At 60.3% G+C, this 19,446-nt stretch carries 21 protein-coding genes and 1 tRNA gene; 3 read left to right on the forward strand and 19 right to left on the reverse strand.

Annotated features, from left to right (window positions below; genetic code table 11):
• Window positions 1–10 precede the first annotated feature (10 nt).
• Together BTN82_RS22625 and BTN82_RS22630 are read left to right on the forward strand one after the other, a co-directional pair.
• Complete coding sequence (locus tag BTN82_RS22625; RefSeq protein ID WP_075121308.1) at window positions 11–2,170, forward strand: peptidase domain-containing ABC transporter; 2,160 nt, start codon at window positions 11–13, stop codon at window positions 2,168–2,170.
• Window positions 2,170–3,570, forward strand: a complete 1,401-nt coding sequence (locus tag BTN82_RS22630) for a TolC family protein (RefSeq protein WP_075121309.1) — start codon at window positions 2,170–2,172, stop codon at window positions 3,568–3,570. Before BTN82_RS22625 ends, BTN82_RS22630 begins: the two co-directional genes overlap by 1 nt.
• A 141-nt stretch (window positions 3,571–3,711) precedes the next feature.
• Here BTN82_RS22630 and BTN82_RS22635 read toward each other — a convergent pair.
• From BTN82_RS22635 to BTN82_RS22715, 17 genes are all read right to left on the reverse strand, one after another.
• Window positions 3,712–3,787, reverse strand: a tRNA-Lys gene (locus tag BTN82_RS22635).
• 63 nt (window positions 3,788–3,850) lie between these two features.
• On the reverse strand, window positions 3,851–4,552 hold the full coding sequence (queC, locus tag BTN82_RS22640; protein WP_075121310.1) for a 7-cyano-7-deazaguanine synthase QueC: 702 nt from the start codon (window positions 4,550–4,552) through the stop codon (window positions 3,851–3,853).
• Window position 4,553: 1 nt separating this feature from the next.
• On the reverse strand, window positions 4,554–5,201 hold the full coding sequence (queE, locus tag BTN82_RS22645; protein ID WP_075121311.1) for a 7-carboxy-7-deazaguanine synthase QueE: 648 nt from the start codon (window positions 5,199–5,201) through the stop codon (window positions 4,554–4,556).
• A gap of 166 nt (window positions 5,202–5,367) precedes the next feature.
• Window positions 5,368–6,192, reverse strand: a complete 825-nt coding sequence (gene ybgF / locus BTN82_RS22650) for a tol-pal system protein YbgF (protein WP_075121312.1) — start codon at window positions 6,190–6,192, stop codon at window positions 5,368–5,370.
• A 6-nt stretch (window positions 6,193–6,198) separates the two neighbouring features.
• A complete protein-coding gene (gene pal / locus BTN82_RS22655; RefSeq protein ID WP_003178634.1) occupies window positions 6,199–6,696 on the reverse strand; it encodes a peptidoglycan-associated lipoprotein Pal in 498 nt (165 codons plus the stop codon).
• Between the two features lie 52 nt (window positions 6,697–6,748).
• The gene (gene tolB, locus BTN82_RS22660) at window positions 6,749–8,008 is read right to left on the reverse strand and encodes a Tol-Pal system beta propeller repeat protein TolB (protein WP_007931107.1); all 1,260 of its coding nucleotides are present in this window, start codon (window positions 8,006–8,008) and stop codon (window positions 6,749–6,751) included.
• 38 nt (window positions 8,009–8,046) lie between these two features.
• Window positions 8,047–9,126: a cell envelope integrity protein TolA gene (tolA, locus tag BTN82_RS22665; RefSeq protein WP_075121313.1), complete on the reverse strand. Its 1,080-nt coding sequence runs from the start codon at window positions 9,124–9,126 to the stop codon at window positions 8,047–8,049.
• Window positions 9,126–9,578 carry a protein TolR gene (gene tolR / locus BTN82_RS22670; RefSeq protein WP_007931110.1) on the reverse strand — a complete coding sequence of 151 codons (453 nt, stop codon included), beginning with the start codon at window positions 9,576–9,578 and terminating at the stop codon, window positions 9,126–9,128. Before tolR ends, tolA begins: the two co-directional genes overlap by 1 nt.
• Window positions 9,579–9,592: 14 nt before the next feature.
• Window positions 9,593–10,288, reverse strand: a complete 696-nt coding sequence (tolQ, locus tag BTN82_RS22675) for a protein TolQ (RefSeq protein WP_075121314.1) — start codon at window positions 10,286–10,288, stop codon at window positions 9,593–9,595.
• Window positions 10,278–10,745, reverse strand: coding sequence for a tol-pal system-associated acyl-CoA thioesterase (ybgC, locus tag BTN82_RS22680; protein WP_075121315.1), 468 nt, complete (start codon window positions 10,743–10,745; stop codon window positions 10,278–10,280). Before ybgC ends, tolQ begins: the two co-directional genes overlap by 11 nt.
• A gap of 139 nt (window positions 10,746–10,884) precedes the next feature.
• On the reverse strand, window positions 10,885–11,943 hold the full coding sequence (gene ruvB / locus BTN82_RS22685; RefSeq protein ID WP_075121316.1) for a Holliday junction branch migration DNA helicase RuvB: 1,059 nt from the start codon (window positions 11,941–11,943) through the stop codon (window positions 10,885–10,887).
• Window positions 11,944–12,552, reverse strand: coding sequence for a Holliday junction branch migration protein RuvA (gene ruvA / locus BTN82_RS22690; protein WP_009050469.1), 609 nt, complete (start codon window positions 12,550–12,552; stop codon window positions 11,944–11,946).
• Window positions 12,553–12,668: 116 nt separating this feature from the next.
• On the reverse strand, window positions 12,669–13,193 hold the full coding sequence (ruvC, locus tag BTN82_RS22695; RefSeq protein ID WP_075121317.1) for a crossover junction endodeoxyribonuclease RuvC: 525 nt from the start codon (window positions 13,191–13,193) through the stop codon (window positions 12,669–12,671).
• A gap of 142 nt (window positions 13,194–13,335) precedes the next feature.
• Window positions 13,336–14,082, reverse strand: coding sequence for a YebC/PmpR family DNA-binding transcriptional regulator (locus BTN82_RS22700; protein WP_075121318.1), 747 nt, complete (start codon window positions 14,080–14,082; stop codon window positions 13,336–13,338).
• Window positions 14,083–14,199: 117 nt separating this feature from the next.
• Window positions 14,200–15,975: an aspartate--tRNA ligase gene (gene aspS, locus BTN82_RS22705; protein ID WP_075121319.1), complete on the reverse strand. Its 1,776-nt coding sequence runs from the start codon at window positions 15,973–15,975 to the stop codon at window positions 14,200–14,202.
• A gap of 95 nt (window positions 15,976–16,070) precedes the next feature.
• Window positions 16,071–16,292, reverse strand: coding sequence for an FmdB family zinc ribbon protein (locus BTN82_RS22710; protein ID WP_075121320.1), 222 nt, complete (start codon window positions 16,290–16,292; stop codon window positions 16,071–16,073).
• Between the two features lie 248 nt (window positions 16,293–16,540).
• Window positions 16,541–17,014 (reverse strand): Dps family protein, encoded by a 474-nt coding sequence (locus BTN82_RS22715; RefSeq protein WP_075121321.1) that lies wholly within the window; start codon window positions 17,012–17,014, stop codon window positions 16,541–16,543.
• A gap of 458 nt (window positions 17,015–17,472) precedes the next feature.
• On the opposite strand from BTN82_RS22715, the gene BTN82_RS31720 reads away from it, so the two are divergent.
• Window positions 17,473–18,078, forward strand: coding sequence for a cold-shock protein (locus tag BTN82_RS31720; protein WP_075121322.1), 606 nt, complete (start codon window positions 17,473–17,475; stop codon window positions 18,076–18,078).
• A gap of 79 nt (window positions 18,079–18,157) precedes the next feature.
• Here BTN82_RS31720 and BTN82_RS22725 read toward each other — a convergent pair whose 3' ends face one another.
• Together BTN82_RS22725 and BTN82_RS22730 are read right to left on the reverse strand one after the other, a co-directional pair.
• Window positions 18,158–18,364: a SlyX family protein gene (locus BTN82_RS22725; protein WP_075121323.1), complete on the reverse strand. Its 207-nt coding sequence runs from the start codon at window positions 18,362–18,364 to the stop codon at window positions 18,158–18,160.
• A 3-nt stretch (window positions 18,365–18,367) separates the two neighbouring features.
• The gene (locus tag BTN82_RS22730; RefSeq protein WP_075121383.1) at window positions 18,368–18,793 is read right to left on the reverse strand and encodes an HIT family protein; all 426 of its coding nucleotides are present in this window, start codon (window positions 18,791–18,793) and stop codon (window positions 18,368–18,370) included.
• Window positions 18,794–19,446 lie beyond the last annotated feature (653 nt).

Below are 19,446 nucleotides of genomic sequence, written 5' to 3' on the forward strand. Positions count from 1 at the left end.
AAGCGCCAGCATGGTATTTCTCGACACCCTCGCCCTGCGCCTGACGAGACGCTTGCCGCTGATACTGCAAACCGAAGCCACCGAATGCGGCCTGGCCTGCCTGGCAATGATTGCCGGCTACCACGGCTACCATACCAACCTGATGGAACTGCGCCGGCACTTCAGCGTGTCGCTCAAGGGCATCGCCTTGAAGCAACTGATCCAGACCGCGCACCGCCTGCAACTGGGAACCCGCGCGGTGAAGCTGGATCTCGGCGATCTGGGCAAGCTCAAGCTGCCGTGCGTGCTGCACTGGAATTTCAATCATTTCGTCGTACTGAAGGCGATCGACGCCCGCGGCGCCTTGCTCCACGATCCCGCTCACGGGCTGCGCCGGGTGAGCCTGGCAGAGTTCTCGCAAAGCTTCACCGGCGTCGCGGTGGAGTTCTGGCCGGACAGCGGCTTCGAGAAGCAACAAGCGCCGCCGCGGATCAAGTTGCTGGGCATGCTGGGCAAGGTCACCGGGCTCTACCGTTCGCTGGCTCAGGTTCTGTTGCTGGCCGGCGCGCTCGAGGTGTTCTCGTTGGTCAGCCCGTTCTTCCTGCAATGGACGATCGACAACGTGATCGTCAGCGCAGACCGCGACCTGCTCAGTACCCTGGTCATGGGCTTCGGCCTGCTGCTACTGATGCAACAGGCGGTCAGTGGGGTGCGCGCCTGGGTCATGATGCACATGAGCACCCTGCTCGGCGTGCAGTGGCAGGCCAACGTATTCAGCCATCTGCTGCGCCTGCCCATCCAGTATTTCGAGAAGCGCCATCTGGGCGACGTGGTTTCGCGCTTCGGCGCAGTGGGCAACATCCAGCAGACCCTCACCGCAGCCTTTCTCTCAGCCGTGCTGGACGGCCTGATGACCGCCGCCACCCTGGGCATGATGCTGCTCTACAGCCCACCGCTGGCGGCCATTGCTCTTGCCTCCATGAGTCTCTATGCCCTGGGCCGCTGGATCTGGTACCGCCCGCTGCGCAATGCCACCGAAGAGCAGATCGTGCACGCCGCGCGCCAGCAGAGCCACTTCCTGGAAACAGTGCGCGGCATCCGTCCGTTGAAGCTGTTCCAGCGCCAGGACGAGCGCCGCGCAGTGTGGCTCGGCCTGCTGGTGGAGCAGATCAACGCCGGCCTGCGCACGCAGAAACTGCAACTGCTCTATCAACAGATGAATGGCCTGCTGTTCGGCGTGGAGAACCTGCTAGTGATCTGGCTCGGTGCGACCATGGTAATGGACGGCCAATTCAGCGTCGGCGTACTGATGGCCTTCAACGCCTACAAGTCGCAGTTCGATGACCGCGTCGGCAGCCTGATAGACAAGTTCTTCGAGCTGCGCATGCTGCAACTGCAGGGCGAGCGCCTGGCCGATATCGTCCTTCAGCCCGCGGAAAACAACCACGGCAATCTGGACCCGGGCAGCCTCGACGAACGCGAAGCGGGCATCGAGATACAGGGCCTGCGCTATCGTTACTCGGACCAGGAGCCGTGGGTGCTCGACGGCGTCGACCTACAGATCGGCGCAGGTGAATCGGTGGCCATCGTCGGCCCTTCGGGCTGCGGCAAGAGCACCCTGTTCAACGTTCTGCTCGGCATCCTGCCGGCCAATGAAGGGCAGGTCCGCGTGGCTGGCCTGGAGCTCTCGCAACTGGGCCTGGATGGGCTGCGCGAACGGGTTGCCACGGTCTTGCAGGACGATGTGCTGTTTGCCGGCTCGCTCAGCGAAAACATCGGTTTCTTCGACCCGCAGGTGGACATGCCGTGGCTGATCCAGTGCGCGCAGATGGCCGCTATCCATGACGACATCCAGGCCATGCCGATGGGCTACAACACCCTGATCGGCGAGATGGGCACAGTGCTTTCAGGTGGCCAGAAACAGCGGGTCATGCTGGCCCGGGCGTTGTACAAGAAACCAAAAATTCTCTTTCTCGACGAGGCGACGAGCCACCTCGATGTCCATTGCGAACAACGGGTGAATGCCGCCATCCGTGCGCTGCGTATCACCCGCATCATGGTCGCCCACCGTCCGGAGACCATTGCCTCTGCGGACCGGGTCGTGGTCCTCGGCCAAGGCAAGATAGTGCTGGACGAAACCGCCGAGAGCCTGGCCGAACGCCAGGCCATGGCGGCGCAGGGGCAAGCCTGATGCGTGGGCCGGTCTGTCTGCTGCTCTGCCTTCTGGGCAGCGCCCCCTTTGCCACCGCCGAACCGGACGTATTCGGTACCGCCGAGCCTGTCGTGTACGACCTTGGGACCGGCGGCCAGCTGTGCGTCTCCGGGTCGTTGCCGGCCGAACTGACCTTGGCGCAGGCCATCGAACGAATGCTCTGTCACGACCCGCAGACCCGTCTCGCCTGGGCCAATGCCAAGGTGCAGGCCGCGCAAGTCGGGATCGCCCGCTCGGCCTTCCTGCCGCGCCTCGACGGACGCCTGGAAAGCAGCCGGAGCGATACCCGCGTCGATTACCGAGACCTGCCCGGGCACTCCATCGACGGTCAGCGCCGACGCCGTGGGGCCAATCTCGAACTGAGTTGGGTACTGTTTGACTTCGGTCGGCGCAGCGCCGCCCTGAACAACGCCCAGCAGCTCTTGCTGGCAGCCATCGCCAGCCAGGAGATGACGCTGCAGAACGGCTTCGCCCTCGCCGCCCAGGCCTACTACGATGCCCTCGCCGCGCAACGCAGCCTGACGGCCTCGCGACAGGTGACGGTACTGGCGGAACAGAATCTCGAAGCCGCCGATGCCAAGTACAAGGCCGGCGTCGCCGCGCTTTCCGATCGCTTGCAGGCGCAAACCGCCTTGTCCGAGGCGAGCCTGCGTCAGGTCCGTGTCGAGGGAGCTCTGCGCAGCGCCCTTGGCGTCATCGCGCTACGCATGGGCCAACCACCAGACACGCCTCTGCGCCTGGCCAGCGATCTGGAAACCCTGCCCGATACCAGTTTCGTCAAGGCCATCGACGAGCTGCTCGCCGAGGCCCGACGCGAACATCCGGCATTGCTTGCCGCCCAGGCGCGGTTGCAGGCCGCGGGGGCCGCGGTGGCGGAAAGCCGCGCGATGGGCCGACCGAGCCTGGCGCTGACCGCCAACCTGGCACGCAACCATAACGATCAATCGCTGACGCTCAATGGCGATACCCGCGAGTACGATCGCAGCATCGGCCTGCAACTGAAGATCCCCCTGTTCGAAGGCTTCGAGCGTAACTATCAGGTACGAAATGCCCTGGCCCGCCAGGAGGCCAGCCAGCTGGAGCTGGCCGATACCGAGCAGCAGGTATCGCTGGAGGTCTGGAGCAACTACCAGTCACTGAGCACGGAAACCCGCAGCCTGAGGCGCACCCGCGAGTTGGTCGAGCAGTCGCGGCAAAGCCTGGAGGTGGTGCAGGGGCGCTATCGCTCGGGAGTCGGCAGCATGATCGAACTGCTGAACACCCTGACCGCCTACGCCAGTGCCGAGGAGCAACATATCCAGGCCCTCGGCAACTGGCAGACCTCCCGCCTGCGTTTGGCGGCAAGCCTCGGCCGCCTGGGATTCTGGGCGCTGCCCTGAATGAGCATGGACCTGAAACCGCTGAAAAGGCGCCATTGCCAGACTGAACGAGCAAGGTGTGCCAGGGCTTTTCTGCAGGCAAAAAAAAACCCGGAAATCCTCACTTTCGTGGGCCTTCCGGATTTTCTAAACCGCCAAATATGGTGGGTCGTGTGGGATTCGAACCTACGACCAATTGGTTAAAAGCCAACTGCTCTACCAACTGAGCTAACGACCCGCTGTGTGGTGGCGCGTATAATACTGATTTCTAAAAGGAATTCAACACCCTAGATGAAAAAAATCAAAAATAAGGTGTTGGATCGCTGACACCGGCCGCGGCAAAACCCTCTGCACGCAGGCGGCAGCTATCGCACTTGCCACAGGCACGGCCCTTATCATCGGCCTGGTAGCAGGACACGGTCAGGCTGTAATCGACCCCAAGCTTGACGCCCGCCTTGACGATATCGGCCTTGCTCAGGTTCTGCAGCGGCGCCTGGATACGGAACCCCTGCCCCTCTACTCCGGCCTTGGTCGCCAGGTTGGCCATGCGCTCGAAGGCTTCGACGAACTCCTGGCGGCAATCCGGGTACCCCGAATAGTCCACGGCATTGACGCCGATAAAAATGTCCCGCGCACCCAGCACTTCCGCCCAGCCCAACGCCAGGGAAAGAAATACGGTGTTACGCGCCGGCACGTAAGTGACGGGAATCCCTTCGCTTGGGGCCTCAGGCACCGCGATGGAACTATCGGTCAGGGCGGAGCCGCCAATGCCGTTGAGGTTGAGGCCGATCACCTTGTGCTCGACCACGCCCAAGTCACGGGCAACGCGCTCAGCCGCCTGCAACTCGGCGCGATGGCGCTGGCCATAGTCGAAACTCATGGTGTAGCAGCGGTAGCCTTCGGCATGCGCCATGGCGACCACAGTGGCCGAATCCAGGCCGCCGGACAGCAGAATTACCGCACGTTTTTCAGTACACACTTGGTTCTGTGCTTGTTCAGTCATATCAGCGCCCCGGCTCGTCATTCCAAAGATATTTATGCAGCTGCAATTGCAGGCGCACCGGCAGGTTGTCCGCAACGACCCAGTCGGCCAGGTCGCGCGCATTCAAATCGTGATGGCTCGGCGAAAACAGCACCTCGCCTGCCCGTCGCTCCAGACCGTACTGGATCAGCTTGGAGACCGCCCAGTCGTAGTCCTCGCGGGAACAGATGACAAACTTGACCTGATCGTTCGATGTCAGCAGTTCGATGTTTTCGTAACGGTTGCGCTGGACCTCTTCCGACCCGGGGGTCTTCAGATCGAGCACTCGGCTTACGCGCGGATCGACCGTCGAGATATCCAGTGCCCCACTGGTTTCCAGGGAAACCTCGTAACCGGCATCACACAGCTGCTTGAGCAAGGGAATGGCATTGGGTTGTGCCAGAGGCTCGCCCCCGGTCACGCAAACATAACGCGGACGGAAGCCGGCGACCTGTTCGAGAATGCTCTCGAGGGTCCGGATGCTGCCGCCGCTGAATGCGTAGGCGCTGTCGCAGTATTGGCAACGCAGCGGACAACCGGTCAGGCGCACAAATACCGTGGGCAGGCCGGCAGTCCGAGTTTCACCCTGCAACGAGTAGAAAACTTCGGTAATTCTCAATGTGTCTTGCATAGTCGCCACGGGCGTAACAGCTAAACAGGCTGTCCGCCTCCGTCAGGCACCTCGAGGAATCCCGCAAAGCGTCAATTCCAGGAAGCGTGTTTCATAAAAAGGGCATGGATTCTAACGAAAAAACCCGCGGCAAGCGCGGGTTTCTTCAAAACGGCTCAAACGACGATCACATGCGTTGCAGATCACGCTGAGCCAGCTGGGCGGCGGAAGTACCCGGGTATTGGGCCACCACCTGCTGCAGAATGCCTTTGACCTTGTCGGCATGCCCCAGGCGACGTTCTACGTCAGCCAGCTTGTACAGCGAATCCGGCACTTTGGCGTGCTTCGGATACAGCTGCGAGACCTTGGCAAATGCCTGGCCGGCACCTTGCAGGTCGCCTTTGGCCAGATTCACTTCGCCCAACCAGTACTGGGCATTACCCGCGTACTGGCTGTTTGGATATTTACGCAGGAACGCGGCGAAAGCCTGGCTGGCCTTGTCGAAGTCCTTGGCCTTGATCAGGTCGAAGGCGGCATCGTAATAGAGCTTTTCCTTCGCCGGATCGCCCGGTTCGCTGCTTGCCGCTGGAGCTTGCGAGGCAGCTCCGGCAGCTGCACCGGCGGCACTTGCATCGCCACCGGCAGAAGAATTATCAGGAGTCGCGGCAGATGCGCCGCCCGCTCCAATGCGCCGATCAAGATCCTGGTAACGCTCCAGGCTTTCCTGCTTCATGCGCGCAACATCGTTTTGCAAGACTTCGATCACGCCTTGCTGGCGCGCGATCTGCTCCTGCATTTGCTGCAGTTGCTGGAACAGCTCGCCCTGTGCCGAGACAGGGGTCGAAACCCCTCCCCCGGCATAGGCGCCGTTCGTGCCATAACCCGCTGGCGGATAACTGCTCCCGCTATTGCTATAGCCTGAGTTGCTATCGACCACAGGAACCGCAGCCCACACCGAAAGCGGCGCGAGGCTGAGAGCCAAGACAGTTAGAGCACGACGGCACGTTCGCATGACGAATTACTTACGCAGTTCGACGCGACGGTTTTGAGCCCAGGACTGCTCGTCGTTGCCGGTAGCAACTGGACGCTCTTCGCCGTAGGAAACCAGTTCCAGCTGAGCTGGGGAAACACCTTGCAGAACCAGGTAGCGTTGAACGGCTTTCGCACGACGCTCGCCCAGTGCCATGTTGTACTCACGAGTACCACGTTCGTCGGTGTTGCCTTCCAGAACAACGCGAGCGCCGTTTGCTTTCAGGTCTTTGGCGTGAACGTCCAGAGCGCGCATGGCTTCTGGCTTCAGGTCCGAGCTGTCGTATTCGAAGTAGAAGGTGGTGATTGCGCGCAGAGCAGCTTCTTCGCTCAGGGAGCCGTCAACTGCACCGGTGTTAGCGCCGTAACCAGCGTTTGGATCAACAGCGCCTTCACCAGCGTTGTCGCCGCCTTTGGAGGAGCAACCTACAGCTACAGCCATGGCCAGAGCCAGCGCAGCAAACTTACCAAACTTCAGCATTTCCATCGTGAAACTCCTAATGAACCCCAGTGTGTTAAGTAAAACGTAAAGCGCCGCGTCAGTTCAGGTAAGGGGACCAGGACGGTTCTCTGACTTCGCCTTGAGCGGTAGGAAGCGGGAGCCTCACGCGCCCATTAATGGACACGAGCATCAAGACTCCCCGGCCCTGCTGGCGGGTGGCGTAGATTACCATGGTGCCGTTGGGCGCAACAGTAGGCGACTCATCAAGTGTGCTGTCGGTAAGGATTTTTACGTTACCGCGCTGCAAGTCCTGAGCGGCCACCTTGAAGTTGGTGAAACCGTCCTGGCGGTGAATCATCACCAGGGTCTTTTCGTCCGCGGAAAGTTTCGGGTTGGCGTTGTAGTTACCCACGAACGTCACCCGTTCCGCACCGCCGCCGCCAGCGCTGGTCTTGTAGATCTGCGGCTTGCCGCCACGGTCCGAGGTGAAGTAGATGGTCGAACCATCCTTGCCCCAGAACGGCTCGGTATTGATGCCAGGACCTGCGGTCACACGGCTGATCTGGCGCGAGCCCAGGTTCATCACATAGATGTCCGGGTTGCCGTCCTTGGACAGCACGAACGCCAGGCGCTGACCGTCCGGCGACCAGGCAGGCGCACCGTTCAGGCCTTCGAAGTTGGTGATCTGCTCGCGACGGCCCGTGTCGATGTGCTGGACGAAGATCCGTGGACGCTTCTGCTCGAACGAGACATAGGCGATGCGCTTGCCGTCCGGCGCGAAGCGCGGCGACAGGATCGGCTCACGGGATTGCAGCAGCGTCACCGCACGCGCGCCGTCGTAGTCGGAGCGTTGCAGGGTATAGCGCGTGTTCTTCTCGGAGAAACGCTCGGCCGTGACGTACAACATACGAGTGGAGAACGCGCCCTTGATACCGGTGAGCTTCTCGAACGACTGGTCGGAGATGTAGTGAGCCATGTCGCGCAGTTGATCGACGCTGCCCGAGACGCTGCCGGTCAGCACTTGCTGCTCGGTCGCGACGTTGAACAGGGCGTATTGCACCTGCAGGCGGCCGCCCGCCGGGACAATGCTGCCGACCATGATGTACTGGGCGCCCAGGGCTTTCCAGTCACGGTAGATGACTTCGCTGGCCTGGGTCGGCAGGCTGATCATGTTCTGCTTTGGAATCGGCGAGTAGTAACCCGAGTTGCGCAGGTCGTTGCCGATGATTTCCGCCATGTCGTCGGGCAGCACGCTGCCCCCTTGCCAACCGAATGGCACTACCGCGATTGGCGTGGCCCGATCACTGCCGCTAGTGACCAGAATGTTCTTTTCATCCGCTGTCGCTATCCCTGCCATACAGCAGATAACGACCAGCAATCCTCGAAGAAGGTTTCTCACAAGGCTAGATCCTCAGGTGTGAATGTCATCTTGAACGAACGATACGGAGCGAAATCGCTCGGCTTCATTCCCTGCATTTCTGTCAAACGTCCAATGTTCTTGACCGCAGCTACCGCCGAGGCATCGAACGGACCGTCGCCGCTGGACTTGGCCACCGATACGGAAGTCACCGTACCGTCAGGCAACATGCCGATTTGCAGCACGACAGTCATGTTGTTGCGTGCCGAAGGAGGACGAGCCCAGCCTTCCGCCGCACGAGCGCGAATCAGATCGTCGAAACTGCCCGCGACTTCATCGCCCTGCTCGTCCGCCAAGGCCTGCTGACGCTGCGGCGTGTCGGAAAGCAAATCAGCCAGGGCCTGAGCCTTTTTCTCTTCGGCCGATTTACGCGCTGCTTCCTGAGCCTTTTTCTTGGCTGCATCGGCGGCGGCTTTCTTCTTCGCGTCCTCGGCGACCTTCTTCTTCGCCTCGTCTGCTTCAGCTTTCTTCTTGGCGTCTTCCGCGGCTTTCTTCTTCGCGTCTTCGACTACCTTTTTCTTCGCCTCTTCAGCGGCCTTTTTCTTGGCCTCTTCTTCGGCGGCTTTCTTGGCTTCTTCTTCGGCTTTCTTCTTGGCTATATCAGCCAATTGTTTCTCTTCAGCCTTTTTCGCCTCCGCAGCCTTCTTCGCATCGTCGGCTTTCTTGGCTTCATCAGCCTTCTTCGCCTCATCCGCTTTCTTGGCTTCGTCGGCCTTTTTCGCTTCCTCGGCTTTTTGAGCAGCCTCTTCTTTCTTTTGTTCCGCAGCCTTCACAGCTTCCTGCTCGACCTTTTTCTGCTCCATCTGCTCGACTTCGGTCTGACGCGCGGCGGATTTCTTCGCCTCACCCGCAATCTTCTGATTGGTCTGGGTGGTCGCCTGACTTTTCGATTTCAGCTGATACAGGGTCGCCTGGACGATCGGCTTGGACGGCGGCAACTCCGGCGTCATGGCAAAACTGACGAACAGCATGCCGAACACCAGAATGTGCAGGGCAATTGCCCACACGCTAGGCCAGAAGTAGCTTTCCGAGGCGGACGGCTCTCGCTGTTGCTGCATCAGGGCGCCTCGGTAATCAGGCCAACGTTACCAACGCCGGCCTTCTGCAGCCCGCCCATGGCGCCCATGACGGCACCGTAGTCAACAGACTTGTCGCCGCGAATGAACACTTGGGTATGCTTGCCGCCTTCGTTGCCGGCACGAATGATCTTGGTCACCGCGTCGGTCATCTGCGGCAAGGTCATGGCCTTGTCCATCTGCTTGTCGGTGTCGACTTCACTGCCAAGGTTCCAGTAGTAGGTCTTGTCAGCCTTGATCGAAATGGTCAGGACCTGGGTGTTGTTGTCCTGCGGCAAGGCTTCGCTGGAAACCTTGGGCAGATCGACTTTCACGCCCTGATTGAGCATCGGCGCGGTCACCATGAAGATAACCAGCAGTACCAACATCACGTCGATGTAGGGCACCACGTTCATCTCGGCAACCGGCTTGCGTTTGTGGCGAACTCGGGCCATGGGGATTTACCTGCTCACTCTTCGCTGGTGTGCACTTTACGGTGCAGGATCGCCTGGAACTCGTCGGCGAAGGTGTAGTAACGGCTGATCAGTGTCTCGCCGCGGGCCGCAAAGCGGTTGTAGGCGATAACGGCCGGGATTGCCGCGAACAGGCCGATCGCGGTGGCGATCAGGGCTTCGGCGATGCCTGGAGCTACGGTCGCCAGGGTTGCCTGCTGGGCGCTGGCCAAGCCGCGGAAGGAGTTCATGATCCCCCAGACGGTACCGAACAGACCGATATACGGGCTGACCGAACCAACAGTAGCGAGGAACGGTAGGCTCTGCTCGAGCTTCTCTTCCTCACGCGAGATGGCGACACGCATGGCCCGCGCGACACCTTCCATGACCGCTTCAGGATCAACGCCCGACTGCTGGCGCAGGCGCGAGAACTCTTTGAAACCGGCGCGGAAGATCTGCTCCACGCCCGAATCCGGATCCGGGTTGCTGCCCGCCTGGCGGTACAGCTTGGACAGGTCGATACCCGACCAGAAGCGCTCTTCGAAGCTCTCCAGGGCGCGTCGACCGGCACGCAGCAGATTGCTGCGCTGAAAGATCATGATCCATGAGGTCACCGATGCGGCTACCAGGGTCAGCATTACCAACTGCACAACGACGCTGGCATTGCTGACCAAGCTCCACATGGAGGAATGGTCGACGACGTTAGCTTCCACGCTTTATCTCCTGCTCTGAGTGTGTACCCGCGCCGCTCACGTCGGCAAAGGCCGCGCGTAGAGCTTCGGGAATGGCCCGGGGTTTCAAATTGTCGGTGCGCACACAGGCCACCAGAAACTGCCCTTCACAGAGCAGTGCATTATCCGCGGCCCGCCTGACCTGCTGTTTGAAGCGCAGGCTGGCCCGATTCAATTCGATGACTTCTGCACTTACCAGAAGCTCGTCGTCCAGTCGCGCCGGCGCGTGATAGCGCGCTTCGCTGGAATGCACGACGAACAACAGGTTCTCCCCTGCCAGCTGCGATTGGGCAAAGCCCAGGTGTCGTAGCCGCTCGGTTCGAGCCCGCTCCATAAACTTAAGGTAATTAACGTAATACACGATGCCGCCGGCATCGGTGTCTTCGTAATAAACGCGACAACGATGTGCGAACGGCTCAAGCCCGTTTTGCGCGCGCATACTCTAGTGCTTACTCCTCAGGTTGCCAATCCGGCCAAGCAACTGTTTTTCATTCTCGAAGGCCACCCTGGCGAAATAATGGCGATGCCAGCCCCCTAGGACAGCACAACCTGCGAATAAATCGCTGCCGACCGAGTTATTAATCGTCCACGGCATCGAGGAATTCGTCTACCACAGGCATCTCCCCCAATCGTGACGGGATGTTTAGACCGAAATGCAAATAGGCGTGCCGGGTCACTACACGTCCCCGCGGCGTACGCATGATATAGCCTTGCTGGATCAGATAGGGCTCGAGCACATCCTCGATGGTGTGCCGTTCCTCGCTAATGGCAGCCGCCAGGCTGTCGACCCCCACCGGCCCGCCATCGAACTTCTCGATCATGGTCAGCAGCAGCCGTCGGTCCTGGTGATCGAAACCACGCTCGTCGACATCCAGCAGGTTCAGTGCCAGATCGGCGATGGGCTTGGTGATGTGCCCCTTGGCGCGAACTTCGGCAAAGTCCCGCACCCGACGCAACAAGCGATTGGCGATACGCGGTGTGCCGCGGGCGCGCCGGGCCACCTCAAAAGCACCCTCAGGGTCCAGCGGCAAGCCGAGGATACCGGCGGAACGACCGACGATGGTCGCCAGGTCCGCCGTGCTGTAGAACTCCAGGCGCTGGACGATGCCGAAACGATCACGCAGCGGGTTGGTCAGCATGCCGGCGCGGGTCGTCGCCCCTACCAGGGTGAACGGCGGCAGGTCGAGCTTGATCGAACGGGCTGCCGGCCCTTCACCGATCATGATGTCCAGCTGGAAGTCTTCCATGGCTGGATACAGCACTTCCTCGACAATCGGCGACAAGCGATGGATTTCATCGATGAACAGCACGTCGTGCGGTTCGAGGTTGGTCAGCAGCGCCGCCAGGTCCCCCGGACGCTCCAGCACCGGCCCCGAGGTGCTCTTGATCGAGACCCCCATTTCCTGGGCGATGATGTTGGCCAGGGTGGTCTTGCCCAGGCCTGGCGGCCCGAAGATCAAGGTATGGTCCAGCGACTCGTTGCGCCCGCGCGCAGCCTGGATGAACAGCTCCATTTGCTCGCGCACCGTCGGCTGGCCGATGTACTCGGCCAGGCTGACGGGGCGAATCGCCCGGTCCTGAACTTCCTCGCGCTCACGGGGCCCCGTGGCGGCGATCAGACGATCTGCTTCTATCACTTAAATCATTCCCTTCAGGGCGCGGCGGATCATATCTTCACTGCTCAAGCCTTTTTCCTTGATAGCGGAGACGGCCTTGCTGGCTTCCTGCGGTTTGTAACCCAGGGAAATCAGGGCGCTGACCGCATCGGTCTCGGCACTGGCTACCGGCATCGGCGCATCCGGCTGGTTCGGCACCAGGGCAAACATACTCGGCACGGTTTCCCAGGCCTTGAAGCGGTCCTTGAGTTCGACCAACAGTCGCTCCGCGGTCTTCTTGCCGACCCCCGGCACCTTGGTCAGCGCCGAGGTGTCCTGCGCCTGCACGCAACGCACCAGCTCGTCGACTTCCAGGCTGGACATCAACGCCAGCGCCAGCTTGGGCCCCACGCCATTGAGACGAATCAGTTCGCGGAAAAAATCCCGCTCGCGCTTGCTGGCAAAACCATAGAGTAACTGGGCATCTTCACGCACGACCAAATGGGTGTGCAGGGTAAGCGGTTCACCGACCGACGGCAGGCGATACAGGGTGGTCATGGGGACCTCCACTTCATAGCCCAGGCCATTCACATCGAGAATCAGGTGCGGCGGCTGTTTTTCAGCCAAGGTGCCGCGCAAGCGTCCAATCACGTTTCAGATCCTTAGCTCAGGCCGGATCGGCGGCCGGCGAGTCACAAAAAGGGAAGTTCCGGGCCGGGCAGACAGGCGCGGGGCACTCCACTCATCAAATGTTTGCGCAGATGCTATCAGAGACGCAGCCGGCCGCCACGACTGCGTGCGGTCCCCAGGCCATGGGGCACCAGGCTGGAGCGTGTATGGGCATGACAGATGGCAATCGCCAGGGCATCGGAGGCATCGATCTGCGGCTTGCTGGTCAACTTGAGCAAATGCATGACCATCATTTGCACCTGTTCCTTGTTGGCCCCACCGGTACCCGCCACCGCCTGTTTGACCTGCGTGGCCGTGTACTCGGCGATTTCCAGGCTTTCCTCGGCCCCGGCGACGATCGCCGCGCCACGGGCCTGGCCCAGTTTCAAGGCCGAATCGGCATTGCGCGCCATGAACACCTTTTCAATGCCCATGGTCACCGGCCCGTAGGTCTGAATGACCTCGCGCACCCCGCGATAAACGATTTGCAGCCGCTCATGCAGCTCGCCGGCGCCCGTGCGAATACAACCCGACGCCACGTACACACAGCCGCGCCCGGTATCCCGTACCACGCCATAACCGGTGATGCGCGACCCCGGGTCGATACCAAGAATAAGAGTCATAACGCCTGCAAAGAAAAATTCGGTTGCCTAAGGTAACCCTGGGATAAGTCGAAGAAACAAAAAATCGCAGCCTTCGACAGCTCCCCTACAGGTACAGCGTAATCCTGGGAAACGTCGAAAGATGCGATCTTTTATCGCGGTATCAGCCAAGCTGCTCGGCAACCGACTCGGGAATATCCGCGTTGGAGTAGACATTCTGCACGTCGTCCAGGTCCTCGAGCATGTCGATCAGCTTGAGGACCTTCTCGGCGCCCTCCAGGTCCAGCTCGGCGCTGGTGGTCGGCAGCATGACGATTTCCGCGTCCGCCGCCTTGAAACCGGCCGCCTCCAGGGCGTTGCGCACGGCATAGAAACCGGCGAACGAGGTGAACACATCGATGGAACCATCTTCGTTAGTGACCACGTCGTCTGCATCGGCCTCCATGGCAGCTTCCATCAGTGCGTCCTCGTCGACGCCCGACTCGAAGGAAATCTGCCCCTTGCGCTCGAACAGATAGGCCACCGAGCCATCGGTCCCCAGGTTGCCGCCGCACTTGCTGAAGGCGTGACGCACGGCAGCCGCGGTACGGTTGCGGTTGTCGGTCATGCATTCGACCATCACCGCCACGCCGTTCGGGCCGTAGCCTTCGTAAGTCAGCTCGACCACGTCGTCGCTGCCAGCCGCGCCAGTACCGCGGGCAATGGCGCGATCGATGATGTCGCGGCTCATGTTGGCGCCCAAGGCCTTGTCCAGGGCCAGACGCAGACGCGGGTTGGAGCCCGCCTCCCCGCCGCCCTGGCGCGCGGCGACCGTCAGCTCACGGATCCACTTGGTGAAAATCTTGCCTCTCTTGGCATCCTGACGCTCTTTGCGGTGCTTGATGTTCGCCCACTTGGAATGACCTGCCATAACTCGCTCCAGATTCTCTTTGAAACATTGCCCGCGCCGCCGTAAAGGCGGGCGGGCAACAAAATACTTCGACCCAATAGAAAAAGGCGCATCCGAAGATGCGCCTTCAGGTCGGCCTTACTCAGCCTTTGGCTGTTCGCGCAGACGGATGTGCAGCTCGCGCAGGGCCTTGGCGTCGACCAGGCCAGGCGCCTGGGTCATCACGCACGCGGCGCTCTGGGTTTTCGGGAAGGCTATCACTTCACGGATCGACTGGGCGCCAGTCATCAACATGACCAGGCGATCCAGGCCGAAAGCCAGGCCACCGTGCGGCGGCGCACCGAACTTCAGGGCGTCGAGCAGGAAGCCGAACTTCTCTTCCTGCTCCGCTTCGTCGATGCCCAGCAGACGGAACACCGCCTGTTGCATCTCCTTGCGGTGGATACGAATCGAACCGCCACCCAGCTCGGTGCCGTTGAGCACCATGTCATAGGCACGGGACAAAGCGGTCGCCGGGTTGGCTTCCAGTTCTTCCGGCGAGCACTTCGGCGCGGTGAACGGGTGGTGCAACGCGGTGAAGCTGCCGTCTTCGTTCTCTTCGAACATCGGGAAGTCGACGACCCACAGCGGAGCCCAGTCGCAGGTCAGCAGGTCCAGGTCGTTGCCGACCTTGATCCGCAGCGCGCCCAGGGCCTCGCTGACGATCTTGGCCTTGTCGGCGCCGAAGAACACGATGTCGCCGTCGACCGCGCCCACGCGATCGAGGATCACGTTCAGGTTGGCCTCGGGGATGTTCTTGACGATCGGCGACTGCAGGCCTTCAACGCCCTTGGCACGCTCGTTGACCTTGATGTACGCCAGACCCTTGGCACCGTAGATGCCGACGAACTTGGTGTAGTCGTCGATCTTGCTGCGCGGCATGCTCGCGCCGCCAGGAACGCGCAAGGCGGCCACACGGCTTTTCGGGTCGTTGGCCGGGCCGCTGAACACCTTGAATTCAACTTCCTTGAGCTGGTCGGCAACGTCCACCAGTTCCAGCGGAATGCGCAGGTCCGGCTTGTCGGAACCGTAACGACGCATGGCCTCGTCCCAGGTCATGTGCGGGAACTCGCCGAATTCCAGATCCAGCACTTCCTTGAACAGGTTGCGGATCATGCCTTCGGTCAGGCCCATGATGTCTTTTTCATCGAGGAAGCTGGTTTCGATGTCGATCTGAGTGAACTCAGGCTGACGGTCGGCACGCAGGTCTTCGTCGCGGAAGCACTTGGCGATCTGGTAGTAGCGGTCGAAGCCAGCCACCATCAGCAGCTGCTTGAACAACTGAGGCGACTGCGGCAGGGCAAAGAAACTGCCAGCGTGGGTACGGCTCGGCACCAGATAGTCACGCGCGCCTTCAGGGGTGGCGCGAGTCAGGATCGGGGTCTCGACGTCGAGGAAGCCGTTCTCGTCCAGGTAACGACGGATGCTGGTGGTCATGCGCGAACGCAGACGCAGCTTCTCGGCCATTTCCGGGCGGCGCAGGTCGATGAAGCGATAGCGCAGACGGGTTTCTTCGCCGACGTCGGAGTATTCATTGAGCGGGAACGGCGGGGTTTCCGCTTCGTTCAGCACTTCCAGCTCGTAGCCCAGCACTTCGATCATGCCCGAAGCCATGTTGGCGTTGCCGGCACCGGCCGGACGCAGGCGCACCTTACCGGTGATCTTGACCACATACTCACTGCGCACACGGTCGGCGGCGGCGAAGGTTTCAGCGCGATCCGGGTCGAACACCACCTGGGCCAAGCCTTCACGATCACGGATATCGAGGAAAATCACCCCGCCATGGTCGCGACGACGGTGGACCCATCCGCAAAGGGTAACTTCCTGACCTTCCAGGCTTTCGTTCAGTTGGCCGCAATAATGGCTGCGCATCATGGTAGTGGTTTCACTTCTCGTAATTCGAAATTCGATGGAGGACTTGCGCACCTTGGGGAACCGGATAATGCAAGCGCTCACGCGTGTCGTTCAACTTAGTCAGCTTTGTCGCCGCCAGCCAGATTCTTCTTGGTGCCGGTCTTGAAATCGGTCTCATACCAACCGGAACCGCTAAGGCGGAAACCTGGCATGGACAGCATTTTCTTCAGCTCGGGCGCCTGGCAGGCAGGGCAATCGACCAACGCCGGCGCGCTGATCTTTTGAATGGCTTCCAACTGATGACCACAGGAAGCGCATTGGTAGTCGTACATGGGCATGAAGGCGTCTCGGCGTGCTTAACGTCTGGCTCAACCCGTACCAAGGCCCGGGTTATATAGCAAAGAGCGGGATTATATCCATTAAATCGGCCCTGTGCAGCCGTATGACGGCACCGATGAAGCATGCCCCGCCGAAACGCCGTCGACTGGCCGGCCAAGATGCACGTGCACCCGGCCCGAACGACGAACTGCCAATATCGAGCACCCCATAAAAGCAGATGGCGCCAATAATGGCGCCATCCTGGGACTTATTGCTCGCTCAACAACGAACGCAACATCCATGCGGTTTTCTCGTGCACCTGCATCCGCTGGGTCAGCAAGTCTGCCGTGGGTTCGTCGCTGACCTTGTCGATGATCGGGAAAATGCCCCGCGCGGTGCGGGTCACCGCCTCCTGCCCTGCCACCAGTTGCTTGATCATCTCCTCGGCACTTGGCACGCCTTCTTCTTCCTTGATCGAAGACAGGCGCGCATAGATGGAATAGGCGCCCGGCGCCGGGAACCCCAGGGCGCGGATACGCTCGGCAATCAGGTCGACCGCCAGTGCCAGCTCGTTGTACTGCTCTTCGAACATCAGGTGCAGGGTGCGGAACTGCGGACCTGTGACGTTCCAGTGAAAGTTATGGGTCTTCAGATAAAGCACATAAGTATCCGAAAGCAGGCGAGAGAGGCCTTCCACGATGGACTTGCGGTCTTCTGCGCTGATACCGATATCGATTGCCATGTCTATCTCCGTTAACACATTGAATTCAACAGATCAGGTACCGAACCACTCTAACAAGACTGCCGCACACCCGCAGCCCAGGATTCCCCCATGCTCTGCGACAGATTGTCCCGAGCGAGCCAACCCGATTTGCAAGAGAGCCCACGCTCGTTGTGACCCGCCTGAAAAGCCTGCGTTCCGCCTTTTTTTCGCTCGCGACTCTCTAGAACAGGGTTTTGCCCGATAGTCCGATATCCCCCTGAGAGCATCCGGGCTTTTCCCCTGCGCCGGGCCACGGCGCCTGATTTGAGAAGGCTTGGGCTTTGCTGTTAAATAGAGCCCGTGTCGCTATTGCCTATTTCTCGGCCGCGGCGCATAGGCTGTTCTCCGCCCACGTGCTCACCGCCTCCCATTGTTCAGAAGCGAACCGTGTGCGCTCAGCTTTTCCTTGTGATCCGTCTTAACGTGAGTTCATTAAAATGTTGAAAATCGTCCACCTGCTAACGGGCGCAGTAGCCTTGCTGCTGTCCTTTATCCCTAGCCTGCGATCTGAAGCCGTTCCCTTCCTGCAACAACCCGATGCCCTTTACCTGGCCTTTTTCGGCCTGCTCAACCTGACACTGGCTCCGGTTATCCCTTACTGGAACAAAGGCCCGCGTCACCAACTGCAAAACCTGGTCAGCGCGCTTCTGGTGCTGGCAGTGGTATTGCAAACCCTGACCCTGCTGGCGCCAATGCCGGTTATCGCAGGTCAACCGGCTGTGCTGTTCAGCCTGCTGACGGCGGCAATCGCCATTGTTCTGCACCTGGCCGTCAGCTTCTACAAAGCGTCCCCCGCGACCAACACCTCGCAAACCTACGACATGAGCAATCGCGATACCGGCACCGTCAAGTGGTTCAACACTTCGAAGGGGTTTGGCTTCATCTCCCGTGACTCCGGCGATGACATCTTCGTGCATTTTCGTGCCATCCGCGGCGAAGGCCATCGCGTCCTGGTGGAAGGCCAGCGCGTGGAGTTCTCCGTCATGAATCGCGACAAAGGCCTGCAGGCCGAAGACGTGATTGCGGCACTGCCGCGCCGCTGATTCGCGCCCATGAAAAAAACCGCGACGCAGCCTGGCTGCTCGCGGTTTTTTATTGCCTGAACGACAGGCTGCCCAGCACTCAATAATGCGGCGGCGGGGCCTCTTCCTCGAATGACTCGAACTGCCCCACCATTTCCTCCTGACGCTTGAGCAAAGCAGCCATCTGCAGTTGCAGACGCTCGACCACCCGTTGCTGCACCACCAATACGTCGTTCAAGGCTTGAATGGTGTCGTCCTGAAAAGCCAATCGGCTTTCCAGATCGGTTACCCGCTCTTCCAGGCTCATGCTTCAGCCCTCCAGAAACTTGAAATCATCGGTCAGGACCAGCCGCAAGCGCTCACGGATCGCCGCGACCTGTTCGACGCTGTAGGGCTTGGCGGCAAGCTTGCCCCACACCGGGGCAGGCCAGGCGGCATCGTCGCGTTTGCGAACGATAACGTGCATGTGCAACTGGCTGACCACATTGCCCAGGGTCGCCACATTCAACTTGTCCGCATCGAACGAGTCTTTCAGCAACTCCGCCAGGGCCGTGGTTTCTCGCCACAGCTGCTGCTGGTCCGCGTCATCCAACTGAAACAACTCGCTGATATCTTCCCTGCGCGGTACCAGGATGAACCACGGGTAATTGGAATCGTTGGACAACAGCAACCGGCACAGGGGGAAATCCCCGATAGGCAAGGTGTCTTGTTGAAGTCGTGGATCTAAAGCGAACACCGCGCGCACTCCCGCTCAGCTCATCAAGTTTCAGCTTAGCGAACGCCCTGATTGGCCGCCCGCCAAGCGACAGAACGGCAGCATACCTGCGAACGCTTTTCCGTTCATCGCTCCCTGCACGGATCCCGCCTCGACATTCACTCTCGCTCCACGGCAAAGCGCCCTGGCCTGGATCATTTCCCGATGGATTGCACCACCGTCGAACGACGCTCATGAAAAACCAGGAGAAAAACGCCATGGAAGCCATCTCCTTCATGCCCTTGAGCACCCGACACCGAATGAAAAATGCACAGCATCGAGAAAGTTTTGCACCAAAACCGCACAGCACGTCTACGCTCAGTGCGTCGACCATCCGCCATCTACTCACCCACCAGGGTGAACCGGTAACGTTTTGGAAAGTCGTGTGTTTTTTTCAGGGATCAACACCAGGAGGACAGGAAACGTCAAGCCAAACAAAACGACCTTAAAACCGCTGTTTTATGCGGTTTTTACAGCCCCGAAGGCTGGCACCAAAAAAAACTCGGTGGCTTTGCGTTTTGTGCACGCTTGTTGCATTCACACCCATATTGTCCCAAGGGAGGCCGCCGGAAAAGACCTCTCCCGGGACTAATAACAATAGTGGCAGGGCTGCCCCATGGAGATTTGATTGCTTG

Source organism: Pseudomonas chlororaphis, from assembly GCF_001921865.1.
GTDB classification, from domain to species: domain Bacteria; phylum Pseudomonadota; class Gammaproteobacteria; order Pseudomonadales; family Pseudomonadaceae; genus Aquipseudomonas; species Aquipseudomonas chlororaphis_D.